The organism is Chromohalobacter canadensis (assembly GCF_034479555.1).
In the GTDB taxonomy this organism is placed as follows: Bacteria; Pseudomonadota; Gammaproteobacteria; order Pseudomonadales; family Halomonadaceae; genus Chromohalobacter; species Chromohalobacter canadensis.
Genome location: NZ_CP140151.1, coordinates 691,975 through 704,169, shown reverse-complemented (window position 1 = coordinate 704,169; position 12,195 = coordinate 691,975). Strand labels below are relative to the sequence as shown.

The window sequence follows — 12,195 nt, the reverse complement described above, 5'->3', positions numbered from 1 at the left end:
CGCATGACGCAATACAGTGCCAGTTCCATCGAGGTCCTGTCGGGACTCGACCCGGTGCGCAAGCGCCCCGGAATGTACACCGATACCAGTCGCCCCAACCATCTCGTGCAGGAGGTCATCGACAACAGCGTCGACGAGGCGCTGGCCGGCCATGCACGGCATATTCGTGTGCAGCTGCATGACGACGGCGGCATCGAGGTCTCTGATGATGGGCGTGGCATGCCCATCGACATGCACCCCGAGCACGGGGTGTCCGGCGTCGAACTCATCTTGACCCGGCTGCATGCGGGCGGGAAGTTCTCCCAATCGAGCTATCGCTTCTCGGGCGGCCTGCATGGTGTCGGGGTGTCGGTGGTCAATGCGCTGTCGCGGCGTCTGGAAATCGAGGTCTGCCGCGACGGCGACCGCCACGGTATGGCCTTCGCCCACGGCGACAAGGTAGAGGAACTCACCGTCATCGGGTCGTGTGCCAAGAAGGCCACGGGCACGGTGCTGCGTTTCTGGCCGGACGAGAGTTATTTCGATAGTCCTAAGCTGTCGCTACCGCGTCTTCAGCACCTGTTGCGCGCCAAGGCGGTCCTCTGTCCGGGGCTCGAGGTGACACTGGTGGATACCGACGGCAGCCAGAACGTCTGGCAATACGCCGACGGCTTGCGCGATTATCTGGCGCAGGCCACAGACGATGTCGAGGCGCTGCCCAGTTCGCCGTTTCTGGGTCATTTCGAGGACGACGACCAGGGCGTCGATTGGGCCATCCAGTGGCTGCCGGAAGGCGGCGAGTTGCTGCAGGAATCCTACGTCAACCTGATTCCCACGCCGCTCGGTGGGACGCACGTCAACGGCTTGCGCTCGGGGTTGCTCGAGGCGCTGCGTGAATTCTGCGAATACCGCAGCCTGCTGCCGCGCGGGGTCAAGTTGACCGGCGATGATCTGTGGGAGCGTGTCGCCTTCGTGCTCTCCGTGAAGCTTCTCGATCCGCAGTTCGCCGGGCAGACCAAGGAGCGGCTATCCTCGCGGGTGGTGGCCGGCTTCGTCTCCGGCGTGGTCAAGGACGCCTTCTCACTATGGCTCAACCATCACGTCGACCAGGCCGAGGCGTTGGCCGAACTGGTGATCAATGCTGCCCAGCGGCGCCAGAAGAGTGCCAAGAAAGTGGCCCGCAAGAAGGTGACCTCCGGTCCCGCCTTGCCGGGTAAGCTCGCCGACTGCGCGGGGCAGGACCCCGCGGCCTCCGAGCTGTTTCTGGTCGAGGGCGATAGCGCCGGCGGCAGCGCCAAGCAGGCACGTGATCGTGAGACGCAGGCGATCCTCCCGCTGCGTGGCAAGATCCTCAACACCTGGGAAGTCGAGGCGCATGATATCTACAGTTCCCAGGAGGTCCACGACATCGCCGTGGCCATCGGCATGGACCCCGGCAGCGACGATCTCACCAAGCTGCGTTATCACAAGATCTGCATCCTCGCCGACGCCGACTCCGACGGCCTACACATCGCGACCCTGCTGTGCGCGTTGTTCGTGCGTCACTTCCCCGCGCTGGTCGATGCTGGCCATGTGTTCGTGGCCATGCCGCCGCTGTATCGCATCGATCTGGGCAAGGAAGTCCACTATGCCCTCGACGAAAGCGAGAAGGCTGCCATCTTGAAACGCCTGGAAGGCAAGCGTGGCACGCCTAATGTTCAGCGCTTCAAGGGCCTGGGCGAAATGAGCCCGCTGCAGTTGCGTGAAACCACCATGGCCGCCGACACGCGTCGCCTTGTGCAACTGACCCTCGCTGCGGACGACGGCACCCGCGAGATGATGGACATGCTGCTGGCCAAGAAGCGCGCCGGCGATCGCAAGAACTGGCTCGAGGATTACGGCAACCTCGCCGATATCGAGGTGTAAGAAGGAAGATGGAAGAGATAAGGACGAAGAAATAAGAAGGCAGACGTGAGAGGGAAGGGAAACGATGCGTTTATCTTCCCTCTCAAGGCGCGAAGCGCCGTTCTTCTCTCTTCAAGCTATGTTTCGTGCGGGCACTGTCCGCGAAGTTTCCATGATGGTAGATAGGGCCCCAAACCCATGACCATGGATATCCATGTCGAGGAGGGCGACGTCGAACGTCTGTCCCTCAAGGAATATACCGAGAAGGCGTATCTCGACTACTCGATGTACGTGATTCTCGACCGGGCGCTGCCGCATATCGGCGATGGCATGAAGCCGGTGCAACGGCGCATCGTCTATGCCATGCGCGAGTTGTCGCTGACGGCGAGCGCCAAATACAAGAAGTCGGCACGCACCGTTGGCGACGTGCTGGGTAAGTTCCACCCACACGGCGACAGCGCCTGTTACGAGGCGATGGTGCTGATGGCGCAGTCGTTCAGCTATCGCTACCCACTGGTCGATGGTCAGGGCAATTGGGGCAGTCCCGACGACCCCAAGTCGTTCGCGGCGATGCGCTACACCGAGGCGCGACTGTCGAAATTCTCCGAAGTGCTGCTCTCCGAACTCGGCCAGGGCACGGTCGACTGGACGCCCAACTTCGATGGCACCCTCGACGAGCCGGCCGTGCTGCCGTCGCGTTTGCCGCACGTGTTGCTCAATGGCGCGACCGGGATCGCGGTGGGCATGGCCACCGACATTCCGCCCCATAACGTGCGCGAAGTCGTGGACGCGACCTGTCACTTGCTGCGCCATCCCGAGGCCAGCGTCAGCGATCTGATGCGTTACGTACCGGCGCCGGATTTCCCCACCGAAGCGGAAATCATCAGTTCGCCGGCCGATCTTGGCAAGCTCTACGAGAGTGGGCGCGGTTCGGTGAAACTGCGCGGGCGCTATACGCTGGAAGAGGGCAATGTGGTGGTTACCGCACTGCCGTATCAGGTCAGCGGCGCCAAGGTACTCGAGCAGATCGCCGCGCAGATGCAGGCCAAGAAGCTGCCCATGGTGGCGGACTTGCGTGATGAATCGACCCACGAGACGCCCACGCGTCTGGTGCTGGTGCCACGCTCCGGCAAGGTCGATGTCGAGGCACTGATGGCGCACCTGTTCGCCACCACCGATCTCGAGAAGAACGTGCGCGTCAACCTGAACGTGATCGGGCTGGATGGCCGGCCGCGCGTCATGGCACTCCACGCCATCCTGGGCGAATGGCTGCGGTTCCGTCGGGCGACGGTACGCCGCCGACTCGAACACCGCCTCAAGAAGGTCGAAGACCGCCTGCATATCCTTGAGGGCTTGCTGGCAGCGTATCTCGATATCGATGAGGTGATCCGCATCATCCGCGAGGAGGACGAGCCCAAACCGGGGTTGATCAACGCCTTTGGGTTGTCCGAGCGTCAAGCCGAAGCGATTCTCGAGCTGCGTTTGCGGCATCTGGCCAAGCTCGAAGAGTTCAAGATTCGCGGCGAGCAGGACGAGCTGAGCGCCGAGCGCGAACGCCTCAAGGAACTGTTGGGCAACGACGAGGCGCTGACTGATCTGATCGAGCGCGAATTGCGCCAGGACGCCGACGACTATGGTGATGCACGCCGCGCGCCGCTCGTCGAACGCGGCGAAGCCAAGGCCTTGTCCGAGGTCGAGCTGGTAGGCGCCGATCCGATTACCGTGGTGCTCTCGGAAAAAGGCTGGATTCGCAGTGCCAAGGGCCACGAGATCGACCCCGCAGGGCTTTCCTACAAGGCGGGTGACAGCTTTCATCTGGCCGCGCGTGGCAAGTCAAATCAGCCGCTGGTACTGCTCGATGACGCCGGACGCAGCTATACGCTGCCCGCGCATAATCTGCCCTCGGCCCGGAGTCAGGGCGAACCCATCACGGGACGCATCAACCCCGGCGCCGGCGCGAGTATGGTAGGGGTCATGCTTGATGTCCCCGAAGCACGTTATCTGTTGGCGTCCGATGGCGGCTACGGTTTCATCGCCAGGCTCGATGACTTGATCGGCAAGAGCAAGGCGGGCAAGGCCGCGCTCAGCGTGCCCAAGGGCTGCAATGTGCTACCCCCGGTCGCGGTACCGGAAGGCGAGGACACACGCATCGCCGTGGTGTCCAATGAAGGCCGCCTGTTGGTGTTCCCGCTCGATCAGTTGCCGGTCATGGCCAAGGGCAAGGGCAACAAGATGATCGACATTCCTGGCGCGCGCGCCGCCAATCGCGAGGAATTCGTACGTGACCTGGTCATGCTGCCAGCCAGCGCCTCACTGGTGGTTCACGCCGGCAAGCGCAAGCAGACGCTCTCGAGTCGCGATCTCGACTATTACGTTGGGGAGCGTGGCCGTAGGGGCAGCAAGTTGTCGCGAGGCTTCCAGAAAGTCGACCGTTTAGAGGTCGAAGAGAAATAGAAGAAAGAAGGCAGAAGAGGCGAGGCCGAAGATGGGATATTGTGGTTATGTCCCTCTTCCTGGCGCGTAGCGCCGCTCTTTCTTCTTGCATCTAGATCTAGAGGTAATATGACACAGCGGTTATTGATTCGTGCTGGTGGCCCCGACCACCCCGGCCAATTGGCAGCGTTAGGTGCGGCCTTGACAGCATGCCAGGCGCGGCTTGTGGACATTCACCAGCACAGCGCGTTAGGCCATGTTGCCTTCGAGATGCTGGTGAACGCCGAGGTTGGCGCCGACGCCTTCAAATCGCAACTGAACGGTCACCTCGCTGCTCAAGACATGGTCAAACAGGGCCTTGCCGTCGAGGTCGAGGCGGTGACGGCGGACACATGGCAGATCCTAGGAACTCAGGCCAATATTCCGCGCCTAATCCTGACCCTGCTGGCGCCTCGGCTACCCTCGGGAATTCTCGCCGACGTCGGTGAGTTGGCGGCGACGCATGGTTTGAGCGTCGAGCGTATTGCGCGTTTATCGGGGGGCGATTCCCTCGAGAACCCTCCCCCCAATGGCGCCTGCGTGGAGTTCATCCTGCGCGGGGAAGCGGTCGAACTACCCCGCCTGCGCGAACAGGCGCTAGCGCTGGGGGCGCGCCAGGGCGTGGATGTTGCCATTCAGGAAGACTCCTTGTGGCGCCGCCACCCGAGGCTGATCTGCTTCGACATGGACTCGACTTTGATCCAGGCCGAGGTGATCGATGAGCTGGCTCGCCGGCACGGTGTCTACGATGAAGTGGCCGCCGTCACCGAGCGTTCCATGCGCGGCGAGCTGGATTTTAAGCAGAGCTTCCGCGAGCGCATGGCCAAGCTTGAAGGGCTCGATGAGTCGGTATTGCGCGAGATTGCCGAGACCCTCCCGCTGATGGATGGCGTCGAACGCTTGATGGCGCATCTCAAGCGCCTGGGCTATCGCACTGCGATCATCTCAGGGGGCTTCACCTATTTCGCGCGTTACCTGCAGGAGCGCCTGGGTTTCGACGAAATTCACGCCAACGAGTTGGTCATCCACGCAGGCAAGATCACCGGCGAGGTACGCGAGCCGATCATCGACGCCGAGCGCAAGGCTTGGTGGTTGGGCGAAATCGCGCGGCGCGAAGGATGGGACATGGCGCAGACCATTGCCGTGGGCGACGGCGCCAATGACCTCAAGATGCTGGAAAGCGCTGGGCTGGGTATTGCCTTCCGCGCCAAGCCGCTGGTGCGGCAACAGGCGCGGCAATCGATCAGCACGCTGGGGCTGGACGCCGTTTTGTACCTGTTGGGCTATCACGAGGATGAACTGGACCGCCTGTAGTGGCCACCAGGTACCATTCAAGTCTTGAATGATATAGTCGATAATGGATTACATACCCTTACACGAGCACGCCGCGTGACGGATGTGCTCGTTTTGTTTCGTCAGCGTCGAGACCTCAATGTCGCCACCCGATTCCGCACCACCTCAAGACGTCACGCACCCCGGCGAACTTTACGGCTTTCTCGAGGCCCTTACCCTGCCCGGAGGGGCGAGTCTGTGCTTCGAGAGTGGTGACGGAACGCCGTGGCCGGTGGTGGTCATGGACATCGTCCAGGAGGACTCGCTGTGCCTGGATGTCTCGGCGGTCCGTGAGATCGTGCCTCGGCTGCGTCGCGGCGAGACGTTCCAACTGTTGGGGCAGGTCGAGGGCGCGATGCTGACCACCCAGGCACTCGCGGTGAATGAATGGCGCGAGCAGGGGGAGCGCCTGCAGGTGGTATGCGATTATCCGCAAGCGGTGTCCGTGATACATCGGCGTCAGAGCTTTCGAGCCGCGTTGCGCGCAGGCATGGAGGTCGCCGTCTTGTTGCGCGTGGCGGGGGAGGATACATCGTACGAAGGGCGGCTTTGCAATCTTTCGCTGGGTGGTTGCCTGGTCGCGTTACCACTGGCTGCGGCGGCGGCGATCAAGCCCGAGAAAGCCATCGATAGCATTCGCCTGACGTTTCCCAACCAGCGTCATTTCGAACTGCCGGCCAGCGTCCGCCACGTGCGCACCGACGAGGCATGGACACAGGCGCAGGCAGGCTGCGAGTTCAGCGGTTTATCGTCCGCGATGGAGCGCCTGGTCTGGTACTGCGTCAAGGAGATCGAGCGCGAAAGTGCGCGTACCGTGATGCACACCGGGCGTCCTCTGGAGCCTTCGACACTGTTTCAATCGCCCGACGCCGCCCGGCGTGACGTTTCGCGTCGACGGCAGACGCGATCGCAACCGGGAGGCGCAATGGCGTCCCGGTTGCAGAAGGTGGCCGATTATCTCAACGCGCAGTTGGTGCAGTTGAAAAGCGGTGAGCCGGTGGCCTCGACACAGCTCTCGCGGAGTACCGACACGCTGCTGACACTGTGGCAGCAGGATCGTGAGGCGCTGCTGTATGCGAGCGCGTGTCTCACCCAAGAGTCGCATCTGGTACAGCATAGCTTGATGGTGGCCGTGCGATTGCTGGATCTTGCCCAGTCGCGACGCATGGCACCGGAACGTCTCAAGGCGGTAGTGGCCTGTGCCCTGCTTCACGATTTGGGCAAGGGCATGCTGCCCGATGCCTTGTTGCGTGATGAAACATTACGCCTGGAAGAACAAACGCAGCTTCACTCCCATGTCGGCATGATTCTCGAGCGTCTCGAAGAGTGTCGTTGGCTGGATAAGGAAGTTGTGACCCAGGTGATCGGCATGGCCAATGAGAGACTCGATGGCAGCGGCTACCCAGCGGGCAAGCGGGGGGACGCATTGCCCGAGCTGGCGCGCATGATGGCGGTGGTCGATGTCGCCGACGTGATGACGCGCCCGCGCCCTGGACGTGCTGCCTGGACGCAGCGCGAGGTCTATCGCCATCTGCTGACACAGGACGAGGGCTTCGACAACACCTGGGTACAGCGTTATATCCGCCGTTTCGGCATGGCGCCGATAGGATCACTTGCGCTCTATGCCAACGGCGCCCTGGCATGGGTCCAGCGCCACGATGCGCATGGTACTCCAAGCCAGGTGCATGTCGTGCTCAATACCCGCAATCCCAAGCGGCGTCTCGACCAGCCGCTTAATGGTAACGATCTCGACCAATTGGGTGGGCTGAAGGAAGCCGTCAATTCTGCCCGCTATCGCCTGACGCCGGTCTAGTGCGCCTCGTTGTGCTTGATTGGGCATCCTGAGCCACACTGCCTGGGTATGCCCGATAGGTGATCGAGGAACCAAGTTCATGTCAGATCCGAAGATTTCAGCGTGCGGCTTCATGCCGCCCCACGTACTCGAGCGCGTCGCGGCGCAGGGCTCGGTACGCCTACGTCGTTGTGCCCAGCAGACGCTCGAGGCCGATCACTGGTTTCGCCAGCGCGGCGCGCCGGCACCCCAGCGGGACGCTGCACGAGCCGTTTCCGGGCGCCCTGACCGCCGGATTCATTCCGCCGAGAATGAGCAGACGCTGCCGGGGCGACTGGTGCGCGACGAAGGCCAGCCAACGAGTGGCGATCCGGCGGTGGACGAAGCTTATGAATGGCTAGGTGCGACCTATCGGTTCTACTGGGAGGTCTTCGAGCGCGATTCCATCGATGACAAGGGCATGCCGTTGATCGGTACCGTGCATTACGCTCGCGACTACGACAATGCGTTCTGGAACGGCTCGCAGATGGTCTTCGGCGACGGTGATGGCGAATTGTTTCGGCGCTTCACGGCGGCGCCGGAAGTCATCGCGCACGAATTGACTCATGGTGTGATCGAGCGCGATGTCGGCTTGATCTACGCCGATCAGGCCGGGGCGCTCAACGAGTCGCTGGCCGATGTGTTCGGGGTGCTGGTCAAGCAGTACCATGCCGGCCAATCGCCCCAGGCAGCCGATTGGCTGATCGGCGCGAATCTGTTGACCGACCAGGTGCAAGGTCAGGCCCTGCGCTCCATGAAAGCACCGGGGACGGCTTATGACGATTCCGTGCTGGGGCGTGATCCACAGCCGAGCCACATGCGCGATTTCGTCGACACGCAAGCCGACAACGGCGGTGTGCATATCAATTCAGGCATTCCCAACCGTGCGTTTTACCTTGCCGCGGTGGCACTCGAGTCACCCGCGTGGGAAAGCGTGGGGCCGGTATGGTACGCAGCGATGCGCGACGCGGCATTGAGTCGAGAAGCGGATTTCGCGGCCTTCGCTGCCCTGACGCTCGATCACGTCGAGCGCCTGCACGGACTCGAGAGTCGCGAGCGTCGCGCGGTGGATGAGGCTTGGCGCGAGGTGGGCGTCGTCTCATGAGCGACACCGACGAGCTGCCTGTACTGTCGGGCGATACGCGTCTGGCAGTCACGCGAGAGGGCGGCTTCGCTTATCTACCGGGATTGGCCGCGCCGCGCGAGATCGATTGCGACCGGCTGACGCCCTTGCAATGGGCGCGTCTCGACGCGGGGTTGCGAGCCTTGGTTGCGCTGCCCGAGGCGGAGCGTATGCCGCCCGACGGGCGTTTTTTCCGTCTCACGCTGTCCTCGCGCCGTACCGGGCAGCCACATTGGCAGCGCTGTCTCGACGAGCCGCATGCCCCGGCGTGGCTGGTGCGCCTGTGGCGAGACGGCCACGCGGCGCTCGATGAGGAGATGTCATCATCGTGAGTGGCGGTTGACAGTCATGCACGCAGCTGTTTAGTTAGCTATATGACGATCTTCGACATGCGACTACTACGTTTAGACCTACGACTTACCATCGGCCTATGAGCCGGCGGATGCCTCGTGCATCGTCACCCTCTCGGTCTAACGAAGCCCAGTCCAACGAAGAAAAATCTGCCATGTCGAATATCGCCACTCTCTCCCCGACCTCTCCGAATGCTGTTCGCCCCGTTGTCGGGCGTTCTTCAGTCCGCGCTGAGGATCGCGCGCCGATGTGTCATGTCATTGCCGACGCCCCGTGGTGCTTATCCGCTGCGGGGCGTCGTCGTGTTTCAGGGCGGGCGGGGAAATGCTTCCGATTCCCGAAATTTGAACATCGCAGAAGGAGATAACGCCATGATGCTCCAGGATCCTTCCACCAAATATCGTCCCTTCGAGGCCGTCGACCTGCCCGATCGTCAGTGGCCGGCGCAGCGGATTACGCATCCGCCCGTGTGGTGCAGCGTGGACATGCGCGACGGCAACCAGGCGCTGATCGATCCCATGGATCTCGAGCGCAAGCGGCGCTTCTTCGACTTGCTGGTCAAGGCCGGCTTCAAGCAGATCGAGGTTGGCTTTCCCTCCGCCTCGCAGATCGATTTCGATTACGTGCGTGAGCTGATCGAGGACGACGCAATCCCCGACGACGTCACCATCCAGGTGCTGACCCAGGCACGTCCGCACCTCATCGAGCGCACCTTCGAGGCACTGGAAGGCGTCAAGCGGGCCATCGTGCACGTCTACAATGCCACCGATCCGGTCTTCCGCCAGGTGGTATTCGGCGTCGATAAGACCGAGTGCATCCAGATCGCCAAGGACGCCACTGCGCAGATCAAGGACATAATGGCGGCCCGCCCGCAAACCGACTGGACCTTCCAGTATTCGCCGGAGCTCTTTACCTCGACCGAGCTGGACTTCGCCGTGGAAATCGTCGAAGCGGTTAGCGAGGTTTATGGGCCGACGCCGGCCAAACCGATGATCGTCAACCTGCCGGCAACCGTGGAAATCGCCACGCCCAATCACTATGCCGATCAGATCGAGTGGTTCTGCCGTCACGTCGCCCGGCGCGATAGCCTGGTGGTGAGCGTGCATCCGCACAATGATCGTGGCACCGGCGTGGCGGCGGCAGAGCTTGCGATGATGGCCGGCGCCGACCGCGTAGAAGGCACGCTGTTCGGCAATGGCGAGCGCACCGGCAACGTGGATATCGTCACCCTGGCGATGAATATGTACACCCAAGGCGTGCATCCGCAGCTCGACTTTTCCAATATCACGCCGCTGATGCGCGAGGTGGAGCACTGCAATCAGTTGCCGGTGCATCCCCGACACCCGTATGTCGGTGACTTGGTATTCACAGCCTTTGCTGGCTCGCACCAGGATGCTATCAAGAAGGGCATGGCCGAGCGCCGCGACAATCCCGAGAGCCCCTGGGGCGTGCCGTACCTGCCCATCGACCCACTCGACGTGGGACGCTCCTACGAGGCGGTAATCCGCGTCAACAGCCAGTCGGGCAAGGGCGGAGTGTCCTATCTGCTCGAGCAGGAGCACGGCATCGAGTTGCCGCGTCGTCTGTCCATCGAGTTCAGCCAGGTGGTGCAGACGGTGGCCGAGCGCACCGGGCGCGAGATCACATCAGAAATGATCTATCGCACCTTCGAGGACGAATACCTCACCAGCCGCGATCCTTACGCGCTGATCAATCATCGCTTGAGTTCGGATGACGATAGCCCCCGCGTGCGTCTCGACGCCCAGATCGATGAACAGGGCGAGCGTCGCCATGTCACCGGAGAGGGTAACGGCCCTCTGGCGTCCTTCATCAAGGCGCTGGCGGCGCATGGACTGGATGTCGAGATCATCGACTATCACGAGCATTCGCGCGGCCAGGGCGCCGATGCCGAAGCGGTGGCCTATGTCGAGGTGCGTGTCGAGCAGACGCCGATATTCGGGGTCGGTATCGACGAGAACATCACCAGCGCTTCCATGAAGGCGGTGCTCGGTGCGTTGAACCGCCATTGGCGTACCCAGCAGGCGCCGGCGCCCAACGTCACCGCCGAGACGCTTGGCGAGGCCTGAGGACGCCATGAGCATGCGTCGCCGTGCGATCCTCCTCGGCCTGACGTTCGCGGCGGCGGTACTCGTGTTGGCCGGGGCGTTGGCGGTCCTGGCGCCATCGGTTTCGGCACCGTCGGCTGGCGAGGGCGCGCGCTCGGGCGTCGTGACGCTGCGCGAGGCCTACCAGGAGCACCACAGTGGGCTTCAGGTCGAGGCACGCGGCGAGGTGGTGCGCGTGCTGCCGGATGACAATGAAGGTAGCCGCCATCAGCGCTTCATCCTGCGCCTGTCGAGCGGCCAGACCGTACTCATCGCGCACAACATAGATCTGGCGCCCCGGCTCGAGGGGCTGCGCGTTGGGGATACGGTGGGCTTCTTCGGTGAATACGAATGGAACCCCGAGGGCGGTGTCGTGCACTGGACGCATCGCGACCCCGGCGGCGATCATCTCGATGGCTGGTTGGAATATCGCGGGCAGCGCTATCGATGAGTCTTATTTAGATATACACATTCAGACACGCACGTTCGGGCACGAATCCTAAGGAGGTCAGCATGACCGAGAGCACGCCCTTTCAGCGCGCGCAGGCGGCTATGGATGCCGCCCATGCTGAGGATCCTAAGCGCGAGGCGACGGAGGAAGCCGGCGAGCGGCCCGCCGAGCTGCTGTACGCCCAGCGCATGAGCGAGTGGCTGGCGCGTGTCGCCCCGCATGCGTCGGAACCGCTGCAACTGGCGGTACGCGCCCAGCATCTGCGGCGCTGGGAAGTGCCGCGCGACGATTACCCGCGCGATCGTCCCGGCTATCTAGCCTGGCGGCGCGATCTCGGGCGGCGCCAGGCGGCGTTGGCCGAGACGATCGTGCGCGAGGCGGGATACGACGAGGCGGCGGTACAGCACGTGGGCGCCTTGATCCGCAAGGAGAACCTCAAGCGCGATGCGGACACCCAGGCGCTGGAGGATACCGCCTGTCTGGTCTTCATGGCCCATTACTTCAGCGATTTCGCCCGCGAGCACGATGACGACAAGCTGGTGCGCATCGTCGCCAAGACCTGGCGCAAGATGTCGCCGCGCGGACACGAGCTGGCATCAGCGCTGACGCTGCCCGAGCGGGAACGCGAGATCGTGGCGCGCGCCCTGTCGGCGTGAGACCGGTTGGT

The 12,195-nt window shown here is 62.8% G+C and carries 9 protein-coding genes; all 9 read left to right on the top strand.

What is annotated here, in order from left to right; all coding sequences use genetic code 11:
* Window positions 1-3: 3 nt before the first annotated feature.
* The 9 genes from parE to SR908_RS03350 all read left to right on the top strand — a co-directional run bounded on the left by parE (window position 4) and on the right by SR908_RS03350 (window position 12,184).
* Window positions 4-1,884 (top strand): DNA topoisomerase IV subunit B, encoded by a 1,881-nt coding sequence (parE, locus tag SR908_RS03390; RefSeq protein WP_246920374.1) that lies wholly within the window; start codon window positions 4-6, stop codon window positions 1,882-1,884.
* Window positions 1,885-2,061: 177 nt separating this feature from the next.
* Window positions 2,062-4,317 carry a DNA topoisomerase IV subunit A gene (gene parC, locus SR908_RS03385; RefSeq protein ID WP_246920376.1) on the top strand — a complete coding sequence of 752 codons (2,256 nt, stop codon included), beginning with the start codon at window positions 2,062-2,064 and terminating at the stop codon, window positions 4,315-4,317.
* Between the two features lie 108 nt (window positions 4,318-4,425).
* Window positions 4,426-5,649, top strand: coding sequence for a phosphoserine phosphatase SerB (gene serB / locus SR908_RS03380; protein WP_246920377.1), 1,224 nt, complete (start codon window positions 4,426-4,428; stop codon window positions 5,647-5,649).
* Between the two features lie 118 nt (window positions 5,650-5,767).
* Window positions 5,768-7,480: an HD domain-containing phosphohydrolase gene (locus SR908_RS03375; protein WP_175575859.1), complete on the top strand. Its 1,713-nt coding sequence runs from the start codon at window positions 5,768-5,770 to the stop codon at window positions 7,478-7,480.
* A gap of 79 nt (window positions 7,481-7,559) precedes the next feature.
* Window positions 7,560-8,603 carry a M4 family metallopeptidase gene (locus SR908_RS03370; RefSeq protein ID WP_246920378.1) on the top strand — a complete coding sequence of 348 codons (1,044 nt, stop codon included), beginning with the start codon at window positions 7,560-7,562 and terminating at the stop codon, window positions 8,601-8,603.
* Window positions 8,600-8,953: a protealysin inhibitor emfourin gene (locus tag SR908_RS03365; protein WP_246920381.1), complete on the top strand. Its 354-nt coding sequence runs from the start codon at window positions 8,600-8,602 to the stop codon at window positions 8,951-8,953. Before SR908_RS03370 ends, SR908_RS03365 begins: the two co-directional genes overlap by 4 nt.
* A 390-nt stretch (window positions 8,954-9,343) precedes the next feature.
* Window positions 9,344-11,059, top strand: a complete 1,716-nt coding sequence (gene leuA / locus SR908_RS03360; protein WP_246920384.1) for a 2-isopropylmalate synthase — start codon at window positions 9,344-9,346, stop codon at window positions 11,057-11,059.
* A gap of 7 nt (window positions 11,060-11,066) precedes the next feature.
* Complete coding sequence (locus SR908_RS03355) at window positions 11,067-11,528, top strand: DUF3465 domain-containing protein (protein WP_075368995.1); 462 nt, start codon at window positions 11,067-11,069, stop codon at window positions 11,526-11,528.
* A gap of 62 nt (window positions 11,529-11,590) precedes the next feature.
* Window positions 11,591-12,184, top strand: a complete 594-nt coding sequence (locus tag SR908_RS03350; protein WP_246894131.1) for a DUF4202 domain-containing protein — start codon at window positions 11,591-11,593, stop codon at window positions 12,182-12,184.
* Window positions 12,185-12,195: the final 11 nt, after the last annotated feature.

Coding starts and splice junctions, on each gene's coding strand:
- parE (WP_246920374.1), top strand. CDS start 4: ATGACGCAATACAGTGCCAGTTCCATCGAGGTCCTGTCGGGACTCGAC.
- parC (WP_246920376.1), top strand. CDS start 2,062: ATGACCATGGATATCCATGTCGAGGAGGGCGACGTCGAACGTCTGTCC.
- serB (WP_246920377.1), top strand. CDS start 4,426: ATGACACAGCGGTTATTGATTCGTGCTGGTGGCCCCGACCACCCCGGC.
- SR908_RS03375 (WP_175575859.1), top strand. CDS start 5,768: ATGTCGCCACCCGATTCCGCACCACCTCAAGACGTCACGCACCCCGGC.
- SR908_RS03370 (WP_246920378.1), top strand. CDS start 7,560: ATGTCAGATCCGAAGATTTCAGCGTGCGGCTTCATGCCGCCCCACGTA.
- SR908_RS03365 (WP_246920381.1), top strand. CDS start 8,600: ATGAGCGACACCGACGAGCTGCCTGTACTGTCGGGCGATACGCGTCTG.
- leuA (WP_246920384.1), top strand. CDS start 9,344: ATGATGCTCCAGGATCCTTCCACCAAATATCGTCCCTTCGAGGCCGTC.
- SR908_RS03355 (WP_075368995.1), top strand. CDS start 11,067: ATGAGCATGCGTCGCCGTGCGATCCTCCTCGGCCTGACGTTCGCGGCG.
- SR908_RS03350 (WP_246894131.1), top strand. CDS start 11,591: ATGACCGAGAGCACGCCCTTTCAGCGCGCGCAGGCGGCTATGGATGCC.